21 protein-coding genes are annotated in these 16110 nt (G+C 39.1%); 14 read left to right on the forward strand and 7 right to left on the reverse strand.

All coding sequences use genetic code 11. From position 1 onward, the window contains the following. Nucleotides 1-164: 164 nt before the first annotated feature. The 4 genes from NST57_RS09475 to NST57_RS09490 all read left to right on the forward strand — a co-directional run bounded on the left by NST57_RS09475 (nt 165) and on the right by NST57_RS09490 (nt 4813). Nucleotides 165-1073, forward strand: a complete 909-nt coding sequence (locus NST57_RS09475; RefSeq protein ID WP_045034804.1) for a trypsin-like serine peptidase — start codon at nt 165-167, stop codon at nt 1071-1073. A 146-nt stretch (nt 1074-1219) separates the two neighbouring features. Further along, entirely contained in the window at nt 1220-3214 is a 1995-nt protein-coding gene (locus NST57_RS09480) for a glycosyltransferase family 39 protein (protein ID WP_341298447.1), read from the forward strand. A 227-nt stretch (nt 3215-3441) separates the two neighbouring features. Further along, a complete protein-coding gene (locus NST57_RS09485; protein ID WP_341299211.1) occupies nt 3442-3822 on the forward strand; it encodes a NucA/NucB deoxyribonuclease domain-containing protein in 381 nt (126 codons plus the stop codon). A 142-nt stretch (nt 3823-3964) separates the two neighbouring features. Continuing rightward, entirely contained in the window at nt 3965-4813 is an 849-nt protein-coding gene (locus NST57_RS09490) for an STAS domain-containing protein (RefSeq protein ID WP_341298448.1), read from the forward strand. 32 nt (nt 4814-4845) lie between these two features. On the opposite strand, the gene NST57_RS09495 is transcribed toward NST57_RS09490, so the two are convergent. Then, a complete protein-coding gene (locus NST57_RS09495) occupies nt 4846-5388 on the reverse strand; it encodes an IseA DL-endopeptidase inhibitor family protein (RefSeq protein ID WP_341298449.1) in 543 nt (180 codons plus the stop codon). 296 nt (nt 5389-5684) lie between these two features. Between NST57_RS09495 and NST57_RS09500 the strand changes: the two genes are divergently transcribed. Continuing rightward, the gene (locus NST57_RS09500) at nt 5685-6128 is read left to right on the forward strand and encodes a hypothetical protein (protein WP_341298450.1); all 444 of its coding nucleotides are present in this window, start codon (nt 5685-5687) and stop codon (nt 6126-6128) included. Between the two features lie 113 nt (nt 6129-6241). Then, nucleotides 6242-7392, forward strand: a protein-coding gene (locus NST57_RS09505) for an IS3 family transposase (RefSeq protein ID WP_142155484.1) whose coding sequence is annotated in 2 segments (ribosomal slippage) — nt 6242-6512 and nt 6512-7392 — 1152 coding nt in all. Because the reading frame shifts where the segments join, the coding sequence is not laid out codon by codon here. Nucleotides 7393-7462: 70 nt separating this feature from the next. Here the strand turns inward: NST57_RS09505 and lexA are convergent. After that, nucleotides 7463-8083, reverse strand: a complete 621-nt coding sequence (gene lexA / locus NST57_RS09510; RefSeq protein WP_007499350.1) for a transcriptional repressor LexA — start codon at nt 8081-8083, stop codon at nt 7463-7465. A gap of 159 nt (nt 8084-8242) precedes the next feature. Between lexA and yneA the strand changes: the two genes are divergently transcribed. The 6 genes from yneA to NST57_RS09540 all read left to right on the forward strand — a co-directional run bounded on the left by yneA (nt 8243) and on the right by NST57_RS09540 (nt 12659). Then, complete coding sequence (gene yneA, locus NST57_RS09515; RefSeq protein WP_007499348.1) at nt 8243-8554, forward strand: cell division suppressor protein YneA; 312 nt, start codon at nt 8243-8245, stop codon at nt 8552-8554. 17 nt (nt 8555-8571) lie between these two features. Then, complete coding sequence (locus NST57_RS09520) at nt 8572-9219, forward strand: YneB family resolvase-like protein (RefSeq protein WP_341298451.1); 648 nt, start codon at nt 8572-8574, stop codon at nt 9217-9219. Between the two features lie 69 nt (nt 9220-9288). Further along, nucleotides 9289-9519, forward strand: coding sequence for a DUF896 domain-containing protein (locus NST57_RS09525; RefSeq protein ID WP_142155175.1), 231 nt, complete (start codon nt 9289-9291; stop codon nt 9517-9519). Between the two features lie 188 nt (nt 9520-9707). After that, the gene (tkt, locus tag NST57_RS09530) at nt 9708-11711 is read left to right on the forward strand and encodes a transketolase (protein ID WP_008343815.1); all 2004 of its coding nucleotides are present in this window, start codon (nt 9708-9710) and stop codon (nt 11709-11711) included. A gap of 198 nt (nt 11712-11909) precedes the next feature. Further along, nucleotides 11910-12356, forward strand: coding sequence for a sporulation inhibitor of replication protein SirA (sirA, locus tag NST57_RS09535; protein WP_007499339.1), 447 nt, complete (start codon nt 11910-11912; stop codon nt 12354-12356). An 84-nt stretch (nt 12357-12440) separates the two neighbouring features. Continuing rightward, nucleotides 12441-12659 carry a YneF family protein gene (locus NST57_RS09540; RefSeq protein WP_003212379.1) on the forward strand — a complete coding sequence of 73 codons (219 nt, stop codon included), beginning with the start codon at nt 12441-12443 and terminating at the stop codon, nt 12657-12659. Nucleotides 12660-12923: 264 nt separating this feature from the next. On the opposite strand, the gene NST57_RS09545 is transcribed toward NST57_RS09540, so the two are convergent. Further along, entirely contained in the window at nt 12924-13097 is a 174-nt protein-coding gene (locus NST57_RS09545) for an aspartyl-phosphate phosphatase Spo0E family protein (protein ID WP_369810454.1), read from the reverse strand. A gap of 208 nt (nt 13098-13305) precedes the next feature. On the opposite strand from NST57_RS09545, the gene NST57_RS09550 reads away from it, so the two are divergent. Next, nucleotides 13306-14013, forward strand: coding sequence for a cytochrome c biogenesis protein CcdA (locus tag NST57_RS09550; RefSeq protein ID WP_142155176.1), 708 nt, complete (start codon nt 13306-13308; stop codon nt 14011-14013). Nucleotides 14014-14107: 94 nt separating this feature from the next. Further along, nucleotides 14108-14590 carry a CcdC protein domain-containing protein gene (locus NST57_RS09555; protein WP_142155177.1) on the forward strand — a complete coding sequence of 161 codons (483 nt, stop codon included), beginning with the start codon at nt 14108-14110 and terminating at the stop codon, nt 14588-14590. A gap of 21 nt (nt 14591-14611) precedes the next feature. Here NST57_RS09555 and NST57_RS09560 read toward each other — a convergent pair whose 3' ends face one another. From NST57_RS09560 to sspO, 4 genes are all read right to left on the reverse strand, one after another. Then, nucleotides 14612-15040 carry a DUF2621 domain-containing protein gene (locus NST57_RS09560; RefSeq protein ID WP_142155178.1) on the reverse strand — a complete coding sequence of 143 codons (429 nt, stop codon included), beginning with the start codon at nt 15038-15040 and terminating at the stop codon, nt 14612-14614. Nucleotides 15041-15299: 259 nt separating this feature from the next. Next, on the reverse strand, nt 15300-15689 hold the full coding sequence (locus NST57_RS09565; RefSeq protein WP_341298452.1) for an Hsp20/alpha crystallin family protein: 390 nt from the start codon (nt 15687-15689) through the stop codon (nt 15300-15302). A gap of 103 nt (nt 15690-15792) precedes the next feature. Then, nucleotides 15793-15939: a small acid-soluble spore protein P gene (locus tag NST57_RS09570; RefSeq protein WP_012010105.1), complete on the reverse strand. Its 147-nt coding sequence runs from the start codon at nt 15937-15939 to the stop codon at nt 15793-15795. A 17-nt stretch (nt 15940-15956) separates the two neighbouring features. After that, the gene (gene sspO / locus NST57_RS09575; RefSeq protein ID WP_008343809.1) at nt 15957-16103 is read right to left on the reverse strand and encodes a small acid-soluble spore protein O; all 147 of its coding nucleotides are present in this window, start codon (nt 16101-16103) and stop codon (nt 15957-15959) included. Nucleotides 16104-16110 lie beyond the last annotated feature (7 nt).

Here is a 16110-nt window from a genome sequence, read left to right on the forward strand (position 1 = left end):
CGGTTTTTCTGTTTTCAAAGAGAGATCGATAGAATAAATATTTGGAAGATTCAAAACGCCTAATTTACAAATGAAATATTTTGAAAAAATAAGAATATTCTCTCATTTACTCCAATATGAAACAATCGTATCATTTTTGATATAGGACATAAAGGAGGAATATGATGAAAAAGGTGAAAAAATTAATCCCTTCTCTACTCGTTTTTGGTGCTTTAAGTGTACCTAGTTTTGCCCATGCAGCATCTGATTCAGTACTAACGTCTGATTATGACATGGTGACTTCTGACGGAAAGGTGATTTCTTCAGCTGACTTCCACAACGATATGAAAACCCCCTCATCCTTTGACAAAGTGGATGATCTCTCTTCTACTATTGGCGAAAAAGTAAAACCACTCACAACATATTTAAAAGACTTTCAAACAAAAGTAGTCATTGGAGACGATGGTAGAACAAAAGTGACGAATACAAGAGTAGCACCCTACAATTCTATTGCTTATATTACATTTGGTGGTTCTAGCTGCACCGGAACACTCATTGCTCCAAACAAAATATTGACAAACGGACACTGCGTCTACAATACAGCCACAAGAAGCTATAGTGCAAAAGGGTCTGTCTACCCAGGCATGAATGACAGCACGGCCGTGAACGGCTCAGCAAACATGACCGAATTCTATGTACCAAGCGGATATATCAACACGGGGGCGAGTCAATATGATTTTGCCGTCATTAAAACAGATACGAACATCGGGAATACGGTCGGCTACCGCTCTATTCGTCAAGTGACAAATCTAACAGGTACAACGATTAAAATTTCTGGATATCCAGGTGATAAAATGAGATCGACTGGCAAAGTGTCACAATGGGAAATGTCAGGTCCAGTCACGAGAGAAGATACGAATCTCGCATACTACACGATTGATACATTTAGCGGAAACTCTGGCTCTGCGATGCTAGATCAGAATCAACAAATCGTCGGGGTCCATAATGCGGGTTATTCAAACGGAACGATCAACGGCGGACCAAAAGCTACTGCTGCCTTTGTTGAATTTATCAACTATGCGAAGGCGCAATAAAATATAGAGCATTCAGCTTGTTTCCTGTGAAGGGGACAGGCTTTTTTTATTGTCAAATGCAGAAAAGTTTCTTTTTTTGTTCATCACTATTTCATATTTAAAAGCTATGCTGAATGAAATAAATGAAAAAGAAAGAAGAGATATGAGTGAAAAACAAAAAAGTAGATATGATATTGTTGGTGATTTTACTTATTGCAGCTTTTCTCTACACCTATCAAATTTGGCAGAATGATAGTGCTAATCAATATTATTTAGCTGCAGTCAAAAGTATGTCCAAAAGCTTCCATCACTTTTTTTATGCCTCATTTGATGCAACTGGATTCGTATCAATTGATAAACCACCCGTCGTTTTATGGATTCAAACCATTAGTGCACTTATTTTTGGTTTTCATACATGGAGTGTGATATTGCCGCAGGCACTTGCTGGAGTGGGGTCTGTTCTTCTTCTTTATCTCATGATAAAACCGGCTTTCGGTCAAGGTGCTGCAAGGGTGTCAGCGGCCGTTATGGCTCTCATGCCAATTGCCGCAGCTGTGAGCAGAACGAACAATATAGACAGTATGCTTGTCTTTATATTACTTGCGGGTACGTATTTCTTAATGCGTGCTGTAAAAAGCGGAAAGATGCGCTGGCTTCTTATTGCCTTCGCTTTGATAGCGGTAGGATTTAATATGAAGATGCTGCAAGCGTTTATGGTCGTTCCAGCATTTATTTTCTACTATTTTATTGCTGCTCGCGTACCGTTAAAAAAGAAAATTTTCTCTCTCTTATGCTCTATGGTCGTATTAGTCTGCTTATCTCTATCGTGGGCAGTTGCTGTAGATATGACAGCTGAAAGTGAGCGCCCTTATGTGGGAAGCAGCCAAACAAATTCAGTGTTAGAACTTGCCTTTGGTTATAACGGCACGGAACGGCTGCTTGGACAGACGACAGGGAAATCCTTTGGTGACATGAACCAGCAAGCGGGTATGGTGATGCCAGATCATTCTGGATTAGGCGATTCGTCAGAGGATCAGTCAAACAGAAATCAGCCGCCTCCATCCCAAAATCAAATGACGCCACCTCAACATGGTCCAGGTGGTGGTTCTCCGCCTGGCAGTGCTGTAGGTCAACAAAGCATGAATATGTATGGCACTGGGAATCCCGGCATATTTCGTTTATTTCAATCTGCATTGTCAGGTCAAATCAGCTGGATGCTGCCGTTTGCTTTGTTTGGGCTTTTAGGGATGATCATCAGCTGGTGGAAGGAGAGAAAAGCTCAATTAAACGAATGGAAACAAACGATGTTTTGGACAGCATGGCTGATTCCTGTTGCAGGATTCTTTAGTATTGCGGGATTCTTCCACCATTACTATCTCATTATGCTTGCCCCGCCTATTGCAGCACTATGCGGCATAGGAGCTAAGAAGATGGGAGAGTTATTTAAGGCCAACAAAGGAGTATCTGCGTATTTGCTTCCAGCAGCAATCGCTGTTACAGCCATCTTCCAAGGGTATATTTTGAGTAACTATACGACTCAAATCAGTAGTATTTGGATGTATGCCATTGCGATTGCAGGGATGATTATCGCTATCCTATTGCTGATGTACAGAGAAAAACAATTGATCATGAAACGACTGCTCATCACCGCTTTGACAACGCTGTTACTGATTCCAGGTTTTTGGTCCGCCACCCCAATCATATATGGTGGAAATGCTGTTCTTCCAGAGGCAGGTGTTCAGCTGGCTAGTTCACGAGGAGGGAACATGTTTACATCTAGTGTCGATCAAGGCTTACTCACTTATTTAAAGGCGCATCAAACAGGAGAAACGTATTTATTTGCAACGCTTACGACTGTGACCGCAGCGCCATATATTATTGATGAAGATGAGAATGTCATGGCCTTAGGCGGTTTTAATGGGACAGATCCTATTTTGACTGTCAACAAATTAAAAGCACTTATTCAACAAGGAAAGGTGAAATACTTTTTATTACCAGACAATCAGTCATCAGCTAACAGCAAATTGGTGAGCTGGATTAAATCACATGGTACAGTCATCTCATCAGAAGAATATAAACAATCCTCATCAGCTGAAGAAGGGATGCCGTCGGAGATGTCTTCACAAAATGAAACATTATATAGAGTAGATGAAATATCTTAAGTAGAACAAGGCGAATGATGAAGAAATCATTCGCTTTTTCTTATGGATCAGTATCTAGGGAGATTCAGCTCATGTTTTTCACATGTCATCACGCAGCCACTCATACATTAAAAATGACTCATTCCCTTCAAGTCAACATCATTTCATCAGAAGTATGAGGAGGTCACGAGCTTTTGAAGATGAGAAAAGGCTGGATCGCTGCTGTCATTCTTTGTTTTGTCATTTGGATGGGTGTGTTATTAGGTGGTTTTGGAGAGGATCGTTCCGCAAAAGGGGCAGATCGTTATGATCATGTGATTCAATTTCCTAAGGAACGGTATCCTGAAACAGGCAGTCATATTCAAGAAGCTATTCGAAAAGGGCACTCAGACGTGTGTACCATTGACCGAAATGGGGCAGATACCCGCAGGCAAGAATCATTAAAAGGAATTCCCACAAAACCCGGTTTTGACCGGGATGAATGGCCGATGGCGGTGTGTCTTGAAGGAGGAAAGGGGGCGAGCGTTCAATATGTCAGTCCATCAGATAATAGAGGCGCTGGTTCATGGGTCGGACATCAAATCAGCGGGTATCCTGACGGGAAACGAATTTTATTTATTGTCAAATAAACGTAGACAAGAGGCTCCTTGAGAGGGGCCTTTTTGTTCAACAGGAGCGTATTCGAGCTAGCAGGTACAAAAGATTCAATGGTACAATCAATCCATCAAGTACAAAGACTGACAAGTAAAAAATGTGAAGGGACATATGCTTATGGAAAAGAACCGTGCATTATACGATTTTTTCATGCAACATGCAGAGAAACTGACTGAAACATGGTATGAATCAATTGAAGATGATGATCCAGAATCCATTTATCGTTCAACAGATTCCAGTATCATAGCAGAACTGAAACGGCAAAATCAAGATTATTATCAGCATTTTATACGCGCACTTATTGAAGACAAGACGTATTTACATACAAAATTTAAAAAATGGTCTGAAGACTTAGCAAGTGATCCGAAGCACTTGAACACGCCATTAGATTATGTCGTAAGAGAATATATGTCCAATCAAAGAGTGGTTCTTCATTACTTAAAAGAGTTTATAAAACAGCATCAAGGTGATATTGACATTGACCGAATATTTTATTGGTATGATTTGATATCTGAGGCATTTAATATTTCAATTCATGTCTTTATTCAGCAATATGTGAAAAATACCACCAAAAAACTTGTTGCTCAAAGAGACATGATTTATGAGCTGAGTTCCCCAGTCATTGTGTTAAAAAGTCATGTTGCGTTATTGCCTTTAGTTGGAGATATTGACACTGCGCGAGCAAAGATTATCTTAGAAAATACATTAAAACAGTGTTCGCAAAAAGGTATTCAACATTTATGTATTGATTTATCGGGTGTCATCATCATTGATACGATGGTAGCACATCAAATCTTTGATCTTGTCACGTCACTTCGGTTAATCGGGGTTGATACGACCATTTCAGGCATTAGACCAGAAATTGCTCAAACGGCTGTACAGCTTGGACTTCCTTTTAATGAATTTCAAACGATGTCATCACTAGCTCACGCTTTAGATCGTATGACTGAATTTTCATCCATATAAAAACCAGGCCTAGTGAACGGCCTGGTTTTTATTTAGATCACAGCGTCAATTTTTGTTACTTTCCAATCGTTTTGTACTTTCTCGAAAGTGACAGTACGTTTTACTTTGCGTCCATCAAGTGTTGGGACTGTGAATTCGTATGTGCGGATTGTACTTTTCTTAGAGACGAGTTTAGGTGTTGCCTTATCCCAATTAAGCATATTGTCTCCGTCACCAACTGGCACAGCCATTTTTCCTTTATGAACGATGAACTGATAGTCTTTTAAACCGTGAGTAATGGCATCTTTTGTGAAAACTTGAGATAGATAGCTGTTTAGTTTTTTCTTTGTATCAAATGTTTTAGACAGGTAGTTGTAAGTCATATCTTTATGAGTAAATGATTTTAATTTGTAATCTGAATGCTCTTTAATGTTGTAGCCTGACATCGCACTCCAAAAGTGTTCTCTTGCATCAAGGGCAATATGTAACGCTTCTTTATTTGTCAAAGCGGCTGATTTTTTGGAAGCGGCCAGTGTTGTTGTTTGTAATGAGATCATAAGCATAATAGCGGTTAATAAAACAAATAATTTTTTCAAGGCAATTGCCTCCTTTTCTCAATGAAAACTTCTTATGTTACAAATGTTACAATAGTTACAGGTATATTACAAGTATTAAATCTAAATGTTTTTTATTTCTTTTCTTTCTATCTATATAACGTTTGAGGGAGACAAAAAGTTTTCATTTTTTTATTTTTTTCTTCCTCATTAGTATTTAACCGTTCTAAAGAAGAATAAAACGTCTTTTGGAAAGATTTCTATTTGTCTCCTCAACACTCTTTTTTTATGTATGACATATACTGTCGTGATGAATGTCTAAGAAAGTGGTGTTTAGTATGTATAATCCATATGAAGGTACGTGGAATGGGTACTTGTACGATCGGCAGGTACAAAGCATGCCGGCGTTTCCTATTTCTCAAGTTGGAGGATTTCCCGGCTTGCCATTGGGAGGGACTGGGCAAGGGCAAGGTTCAGGAGGACAATCGGTCCCGCCAGCCCCGCCGCAGTATATCATCTCGCAATATCAACAAGCAGTTTCTCAGCCTCAAAGTATGCAGCCGCTCATTGCAGGGCAGAGTGTAGGCGGAAGCCAGCAAACGGTTCAATTTGCAGCTGGTTGTAATAGAAGGTGGACCATTGTGTTCCTTAGAAACGGTCAAGTATTTCTCATGTATGTTCTTTCCTCGCAGCCTTTTGGCCGTACAACGGGTTTCATATGGCCGAACTTTACATTTGGCTCGTTCCCAAGCTCCAGTATTCTTGCATATTCTTGTTCATAAAAGAAAAAGCCGGCTCTCATCGGGACTGACCCCATAAAGTGAGACAGATAAAAACACCTTTAAGTTGAAAATCGGGTATAGAATACCTGAAAACAATTTGGAGGTGTTTTTCTATGGGTTCAAGAGTTAGTTATCCATTTGAAGTGAAGATGAAGGCAATTGAAATGCGATTGGCGGGAGTACCAGTTAAAAAAGTGTTGGAGGAATTAAATATTCGGAATGTGACCCAACTTAAAACATGGATGAAATGGTATAAATCTGGAGACATTCATCGTTTAAGACAGCCGGTAGGCAAACAGTATTCATATGGTAAAGGACCTGAATATCAAGATGAGAACGAAAAGTTAAAAACAGAAAATCGTTTTCTAAAACAACAAATTGACCTATTAAAAAAGTACATGGAATGGGAAAGGAAGTGAAAAAAGAAGCGTTCGTGTCGATTTACGATACGGTAAAAGACACAGTAAGTGTAAGTACATTCTGTCAGATGTTTGAGGTCGCAAGATCAACATTTTATCGTTGGAAAAAACAAGATCTCCAGCCAAAACAGCAAGTGTTAATCGACCTCATATCGTCTCTTTGTGAGGCACACCAATATACGTATGGTTATCGTAAAATAACGGCTCTACTGCGAAAAGAAATGAAAATGAACCATAAGACCGTACAACGTATTATGCAAACCTACGGTTTACAGTGTCGTGTGAAAGTAAAAAAGCGTAAACAGACTGGTCAACCTTATTATATTGCAGAAAATCACTTAAAACAGGATTTTACTGCGACAAAGCCACTTGAAAAATTGGTGACTGATATAACGTATTTGCCCTTTGGCCAAAAAATACTTTATCTATCTAGCATAAAAGATTTATATACAAGTGAGATTGTGGCTTATACGATTGGTGATAAACAGGATGTTTCGCTTGTTCTAGATACGTTGAATCAGCTACAGGCACTGCCTAAAGGCTGCGTACTTCATAGTGATCAAGGTTCGGTCTACACTTCTTATGCTTATCAAAAGGAGATAAAGGAAAAAAGCATTACCATGAGCATGTCCCGTAAGGGAATGCCCGCTGATAATGCCCCCATCGAATCCTTCCACTCCAGTTTAAAATCAGAAGGATTCTATCTCCACCACCTGACAAACACTACAACAGCCATTGTAGAAAAAACAGTCAGGGAGTATATTGATTATTATAACAATATCCGAATTCAATTGAAATTAAACAACCAGTCACCAAAAGAGTTTCGGCAACTGGCTGTTTCATAAAGGTGTTTTGATTCCTGTCTCAAAAACGGGGGTCAGTCCCCATCAGCAGTTGATGAAATACCGGCTTTTTTTAATGAATATTTCTAAATACGCCAATCACTTTACCTAGTATACTCACATTCTGTAAAATAATCGGTTCCATTGATGGATTCTCAGGCTGTAATCTAAAGTGTGTATCTTCCTTATAAAAACGTTTCACTGTTGCTTCATCTTCTTCTGTCATAGCCACCACAATATCTCCATTGTTGGCAGTGCTTTGCTGACGCACAATGACGTAGTCCTTGTCCAAAATACCTGCATCAATCATACTTTCTCCCATAATTTCCAGCATAAATACTTGTTCATCTGGCGCTGCAAAAGTTTCTGGAAGTGGGAAATATTCTTCTACATTCTCAACAGCCGTGATAGGCAAGCCTGCTGTGACTTTTCCGATGACTGGAACATTCATAACAGCGCTCTTTGGAATATTCATTTCCTCTTCATCTAGTACTTCGATCGCTCTAGGTTTCGTTGGGTCTCTTCTAATTAAACCTTTCGTTTCTAGTCTAGCTAAATGTCCATGGACAGTTGAACTTGATGCTAGACCGACAGCTTCGCCAATTTCACGAACGGATGGGGGATAACCCTTGCTTTTTACTTCTTCTTTTATGAATTTCAGGATATCGAGTTGTCTTTTTGATAGCTTCGTCATCTTTTGCACCTCAAAACGTCAATTTTAAAGAAATTATAGCATGTTTTTCCTAACAGTACAAACATAGGTTCGAAAAAAACGTTTGACAGAAACGTTTGTTCGTATTTATAATAAGTGACAGAAAGAGCGAACACACATTCTATTAGGAGAGATGACATTATGAGGTTAAAGGAATCTATTATTTTTATTGGGCTATTCTCATTCATCGTTGGCATATTTCTCTCACTTATTGCAGTCACTAGCCATAATGATCCAAATCAATATGTTAAAATAGAGGTTCAATCAGGTGATACTCTTTGGGGATTAGCTGACCAAGTAAATGACAGTAAATCAATCGATAAAAATGCTTTTATTGACTGGGTAACTGAACACAATGATCTTGCTTCAACTGACATTCAGCCTGGAGACATCCTTGTAATTCCAGTTAAAAAAGAGCATCCAGTCGTATATCAACTTGCAACAGTACAGTAGAAAGGTCGATTGAAGACATGAATGCAATCATTTATGCGAGAGTAAGTACTGCCAAAGAAGAGCAAGAAACCTCGCTTAAAAGACAAGAAGAAGAACTGCTCGCTTTAGCTGCAGCGCACAGGATGAATGTAGTCAAAGTGATTAAAGAAAAAGCGAGTGGATATGATCTTGATCGTGACGGTGTTTTTGACATGCTGGCTGCGCTGAAAGAGGAAGAAATCGATGCTGTTCTCATTCAAGATGAGACACGCCTTGGAAGAGGGCAGGCGAAAATCGCTCTTCTTCATTGTCTGTTTAAAGAAAAAGTCAAGGTGTACAGCGTATTTCATAGAGGAGAGCTTGAGCTTTCAGAAGCAGACGAGATGGTCATTGAAATTGTAGGCGTTGTAGAAGAGTATCAGCGGAAAATTCATAATTTGAAAATTAAGCGCGGGATGAAAAAAGCTGTTGAGCGAGGGTATCAACCCGAACTGAATTTAAAACACCAAGAGCAGGCGCCTGGCCGCGAACGTATTGAAGTACCGATTTCTGAAATTGTTCGATTAAGAAAAAACAACATGACATTCGCTGAAATTGCAGTGACATTGCAGGCACTTGGTTTTGACATTTCAAAAGCAACCGTCCATAGAAGGTACCAAGAATATGAAAAAGGACTTGCGACTTAAAGCGTGATTTGTTGTAAAAATGACTGATATTTAGTAGTATGTAGAGAAAATGTTTTAAAGGAGTTTGTCATGATTTCTAAAGAACAGCTTGCAAGAATCAATGAGCTTTCAAAAAAGTCGAAAGAGGCCGGTTTGTCGGACGCTGAAAAAATAGAACAGAAGCAATTAAGAGAGGAATATTTAAAGGCTTTTCGTTCTTCTATGAAAAATACACTCAAAACCGTGAAAATCGTCGATCCGGAAGGAAACGATGTCACACCAGAAAAATTAAAAAGAGAAAGAGACCAGAATCTTCATTAAAGGTCATCATTTCTTTATTTTTGAAAAGATGGGAGGAATATTCTCATCTTTTTTCATATTTGCATAAGTTTTTAGGTGATCGATAAACTAAATGTGACAAAATCCTTCTTTTTCGGCGTGAAATAGTTGTGAAAAAAGGACAGTAGATTTATGATAATGGAGTACACAACATACGGAAGGGGATTTATATGGAAACGATTGAATTGAAATCTATTGCAACAATACGTACTCTCTCCATAGACGCAATTGAAAAAGCGAATTCAGGTCACCCTGGAATGCCGATGGGCGCTGCACCAATGGCTTACGCTTTATGGACGAATCACTTAAACGTAAGTCCGCAAAATCCAAATTGGTTTAACAGAGACCGTTTTGTGCTATCTGCGGGACATGGCTCTATGCTTTTATATAGCATGCTTCATTTAAGCGGATACAATCTGAGCATCGAAGATTTAAAACAATTCCGCCAATGGGGAAGCAAAACACCTGGACATCCTGAGTTTGGACATACAGAGGGTGTAGATGCGACAACAGGTCCTTTAGGACAAGGGATTGCGATGGCTGTTGGAATGGCACTTGCAGAAAGACATCTTGCAGAAACGTATAACAAAGACAACTTTAATGTTGTGGATCACTATACATACAGCATTTGCGGAGATGGAGACTTAATGGAAGGCATTTCTTCTGAAGCTGCTTCACTTGCTGGTCATTTAGGCTTAGGCCGTTTAATTGTTCTTTATGATTCAAACGACATTTCTTTAGATGGCGACCTCGATCGTTCTTTCTCTGAAAATGTGAAGAATCGTTTTGAAGCGATGAATTGGGAAGTTCTTTATGTAAAAGACGGCAATAACATTGAAGAAGTGACGGCTGCCATTGAAAAAGCCAAACAAAGTACAGACAAACCTACACTTATTGAAGTGAAGACGACAATCGGTTTCGGTTCTCCAAACCGTGCGGGAACGTCTGGGGTGCACGGTGCACCGCTTGGCAGTGAGGAAGCGAAGCTAACGAAGGAAGCTTATTCTTGGACGTTTGAAGAAGATTTCCATGTACCTTCTGAAGTGTACGATCATTTCAAAACAGCTGTTAAAGACGCTGGACAGAAAAAAGAATCAGCGTGGAATGAACTGTTTGAGCAATATGAAAAAGAATATCCAGAACTGGCAGCTCAGCTGAAGCTTGCGATTGAAGGAAAACTTCCTGAGAATTGGGATCAAGAAGTTCCTGTTTATGAAGCAGGTTCAAGCCTTGCCTCTCGTGCTTCTTCTGGAGAAGTATTAAATGGCATTGCAAAGCAAGTACCATTCTTTATTGGTGGGTCTGCTGACCTTGCTGGATCAAATAAAACAACAATCAAAGATACAAATGACTTTGGTAGAGAGAATTATGCTGGCAGAAACATTTGGTTTGGTGTGAGAGAATTCGCAATGGGTGCAGCATTAAACGGTATGGCACTTCACGGCGGACTTCGTGTATTCGGTGGAACATTCTTTGTTTTCTCAGACTACTTAAGACCTGCCATTCGTCTTGCTGCATTAATGGGACTTCCTGTCACTTATGTATTTACGCATGATAGTATTGCGGTTGGGGAAGATGGACCAACGCATGAGCCAGTTGAACAGCTCGCTTCATTACGTGCGATGCCTAACCTTTCTGTTATTCGTCCAGCTGATGGAAACGAAACAGCTGCAGCATGGAAAATTGCTGTATCTTCAACGAATAAACCGACAGCGCTTGTTCTTACTCGTCAAAACCTTCCAACGATTGATCAAGCACCAGAGAAGGCATATGAAGGCGTAGAAAAAGGTGGATATGTCGTCGTTGAAGCAGCTGATGCACAGCCAGAAGCTCTTCTACTTGCTTCAGGATCTGAAGTAGGTTTAGCCATTGAAGCGCAAAAAGCACTTGAAAAAGAAGGCATTCGCGTTTCTGTCGTGAGCTTACCTGCATGGGATCGCTTTGATGAGCAGTCAGACGAATACAAAGAGTCCGTTCTTCCTAAAGCAGTGAGAGCACGTGTTGCAATCGAAATGGGTGCTTCACTTGGCTGGGAACGTTACACTGGCCTTGATGGCGATGTGATTGCGATTGATAAATTTGGCGCTTCTGCACCAGGCGAAACCATTATTGAAAAATACGGTTTCACTGTCAGCAACGTGGTGAGCCGCGTAAAAGCAAAGCTGAATAAATAATCAGTCTCCAAGCATCATGCTTTTTTGTAGTCGGTTTGCAGAGCTTTTCACTATGCTCTGCAAACTTTTTTCTTTTTTCTTGTTTTTTTGACAAAACTAGTTTCTTCTTGCTTCATATATAGACAATTCTTTCTTTCACATTTTTGTATAATACAAGCAATAAGCGAGATTGACGAAATGTGGAAGGAAGGGATAGACATGGAACGCCATTATTATATTTATTGGATTGAGGATGAGTTTGCTCATCATTATTTTGGTAGAGAATCTATTTTGTTTCATTTGTTTGAATCGTTACACTGGACGAACCGCAGTGATGACGAATTAGTCATGCTTGTTAAGCAAGTGGATTATGTAACGAAACGAATCCCTGCTTTTCATATGCATCAGCGTTTAATGAACAATTTAACCAACATACACTATACACAAATAGGCTCAATTTACAGTGCATCGCTACCAGATGGAAAAGGCACAGCCGCATTCATTATTAAAGACCGTTATATTCAAATGTCTGCCACAGGAAGCTATGAGGCAGAAGCGGTGTTTTTTGAAGTGCTAAGAAAAATTAGTCCTTGTTTCCTGGCTATGGACTTTGGATCAAAGAAGCACGGGTGGCTCAATCCGGTAAAAGTGAGGAATTTTGTTTAAAAAAATAAAATTGAACGTGAAATGTTGTATAATAGCCTTTTGTTTAGTACACTTTATACGAGACAACATGAAGGAGGAAGAATTATGGATTTATGGGTTGTCATCCTTGTAGGCGTTGTTGCACTGCTTGCAGGAGTTGCACTCGGATTCTTTATTGCTCGTAAGTATATGATGAGCTACTTGAAAAAGAATCCACCAATTAATGAACAAATGCTTCGAATGATGATGATGCAAATGGGCATGAAACCGTCCCAAAAGAAAATCAATCAAATGATGAAAGCCATGAACAACCAAGCGAAATAATACGTACGTTATTATGATCATAGATGGAACATGGTCCCTAAAGATTGGACAAGCGATGTCCTGTCTTTATTGAAGTCACCTTCATCAGACGCATAAAACCACTGTACTTGCATGAATAAAGCAGGGAAAGTGGTTTTTATTTTGCCGTGAACCATCCGTTAAAGACAAAAACAAAAAACCCCTGTGAGCAGAGGTTTTCGTTTATTGTCACACATATCAACTTTTCTAAAAATCGTGCGGCATTGTTTCTATCTTGAGATATCATTAGTTGGCTGAGTTTGAGTGTAAGTGTCGTTGATATTGTAAGAGGAGATGATCTAGCTGCTGGCTATGTTCGATGGTCACTGTTGATGTCATCCCATTATGCAAGACAACTTTCATCAGCTCTTCTCTTTTTTCTTCAATTTGAGTTAATAATGATGTTTTTACCAAAGTCATGTTCCTTTCATGCAAATCTTGATAAAAAGAATCGATTCTATTATATCCATTTTAAGGTTTATTTTCAAATTTAAAGGGTTTGGTATCTTGATGTCAAATTAAATTATATAAGGTTTTAAGAGATTAGACCATCTTTATTGAGGTGATGTAAAAAAAATGAAATGAATTTGTCATCTCTTATTGTATATTGTAAGAAGGGGGTGTTCTTTTGTCAGATTTGAATTACTTTTTAGCGTTTGGAGCAGGGTTTCTTTCTTTTATCTCACCGTGCTGTCTGCCACTTTATCCAGCCTTTTTATCCTATATTACGGGCGTTAGTATAGATGAAGTGAAATCTGAGAAGGTGATGCTGAGAAGAAGAAGTCTTCTTCATACATTATTCTTTTTAATTGGGTTCTCTCTTATTTTTATTGCCATTGGCTTTGGGACATCGTTTGTTGGGAAGTTTTTCATTGAATATCAGCATGCGATTCGTCAAATTGGTGCCATTCTCATTGTTTTCTTTGGCTTTATGATTCTTGGTGTATTTCAGCCTTCTTTTTTAATGGGAGAAAAGAGGTTGCAGTTTAAAAATCGTCCGGCCGGTTTTTTGGGATCGATTCTCATCGGAATGGGTTTTGCTGCTGGTTGGACACCATGTACCGGCCCGATTTTATCAGCTGTCATCACACTTGCCAGCAACAAGCCAGAGTCCGCTGTGACTTACATGATTGCATATGTATTAGGTTTTGCTATCCCGTTTTTTGTTCTTTCCTTTTTCATCACAAAAATGGCTTGGATCAGAAAGCGTCAGCAGCTCATCATGAAAACTGGCGGGATTATTATGATCGTAGTAGGGATCTTGCTGTTCTTTGATCTTCTGACATGGATCATTATTATGTTCTCATCATTATTTGGAGGATTTACGGGTTTTTGAAATCGTTTTCTACAGTCGCGGCGAATGGTTTTTTTTCGTCAATTGGAGTATATTATACATAGGCTGACCTTAAAGAATAAAGGAATGATTTGATATGATGATCATAATTTCTTCTATAGTTGCGGTATGTATGGCGGTAGCTGTCATGTTTATTCGCATTAAATCATCTGCAAAACCTGCAACCGCAAAAAAAATTATATTACCTCCTATCTTCATGAGCACTGGTGCACTGATGTTTTTTGTCCCAATGTTTCAAGTAACTGGAGCTGAATTTTTAGAAGCGATTACTGTAGGGATGTTTTTCTCTATCTTCTTAATTAAAACATCGAAATTTGAAATTAGAGGCAATGAAATCTATTTGAAGCGTTCAAAAGCATTTGTGTTTATTCTTATCGGGCTTCTTGTCCTCCGTATCGGAATGAAGACGATTTTAAGCTCTTCTATTGATTATGGTGCGCTCAGCGGGATGTTTTGGATTTTAGCCTTTGGCATGATTGTCCCTTGGCGGGTTGCGATGTATTTGTCGTTTAGAAAGATATCTAAACAATTAGATCTGCAGCAGGCCCAAATGAATTAAACCTCCTTTTTAAAAAGGAGGTTATTTTAATAAAGATTCATATGGCGAATGGTCGATATTTTTTTCTTGAAGGCGCTTTAGTAGAAATTTATGATCCCGCTTTGGTGTAGCGATAATATAGCCGCGAATGATTAAGTCTAAATTAATGCTGGCAGCTTGTTCTTTTAGTGCCAGCTCGCCAATTTTACCGGCGATTTTTTCTTTGGCGACATCTCTAAACAGCTCTGGAACCGGTAATACTAGCTCATTTAATAGCTGTTTGTCTTCATCGCGCCATAGGTGCAGGCTCTTTTGAATATATTCATCCTGCCAATCAAGCTCTGATTTCCCGTCTTCTTTCGGCAATCGTTTTAAAAACTTGCGAAACATAAAAAAGCCACCGATTGCTAGTAATCCAATCATCACTGTACCCCAAAATAAAATGAACCACAAAAACCAGCCGCTTAACATGTTCTCACTCCCTATATCCCTTCTCTCTATTCTATTTTACATGAAGGAAAGGTAGAAGAAAATAACAAAAATGTATGTGTTTTTTCTCTATAAACGCCTTTTTTGATCAAGAGGTGCCCATTTACTAGAATGACCCAAACCATTTAGTAGAAACGGAATACATTATTGTATAGCGACTCTACTATTTGGCCATGGTGGCTCGCACAAGGTATTGACTTGAAACGAACGGAAGAGAGCCCACCTGTATACAGGCGGGCTCTTAATGTTTGAAGTGCGGCATTTGAAAGGAAAATGCTCCGTCTTGACGATGGGCATTCTTTTTGATTTTTATTGATATGATTCTGTTTTCGTAATCTGTATCAATGTCTTTGTCATTCAAATAAAAAGGGAGCATGACGCTTTTTTCAATCGGTTGTTCTCTTTCATCAATCAAATAAGTGAGGATGAGCTCATATCCGGAAAAGGTCAGTTTTAAATCAGTGATCGATAGGGTGGAGAGGTCGATCTCAATAATATAATCACGGCTTGTTTCGTAAAGATCTATTGGCAGCTGTTCGTCATACCAAACAAAAGGATCGTCCATTAATACACTCAGCCAATCATCTATTTCAAGAAAATCAGAGGAATTCACTTGCTTTTCATTTCCCATAAACACTCCTCCATCACATCTCATAATAAATCATATGATGAAAGCTGAAATGTGTGAAAGACCTAAAACATTTCGTTTGGTCACGGGCCTTTGGAGAATATGTTTACATATCATGATGTGAATTGTGCTTTTGTCTTGTATGGTTACGGTTTTTCACTTTTTTACTGCCTGATAGCGGCTCAGGCTGTCCGCTTTGATGCTCTTTAGGAGAGTTTTGACGGATGTCTTTCCCAGTGTTTTTGTTCGTCATCATTTCTCACTCCTTTCTTATTGATTTTTTTTACGCTTTTTATTGTTTTGCTTTTGTTCTTCTGTTAAAACGAGCTGATCATTTTCTATATAGCCTGCACCATTTCCTTGGCTTTTGGCTGCGTTCATGCCTTCAATTACATGATTTGCTTTTCTTTTTGTCATGTTCTAT

The sequence above is a fragment of the Bacillus sp. FSL M8-0077 genome, assembly GCF_038050255.1.
In the GTDB taxonomy this organism is placed as follows: domain Bacteria; phylum Bacillota; class Bacilli; order Bacillales; family Bacillaceae; genus Bacillus; species Bacillus altitudinis.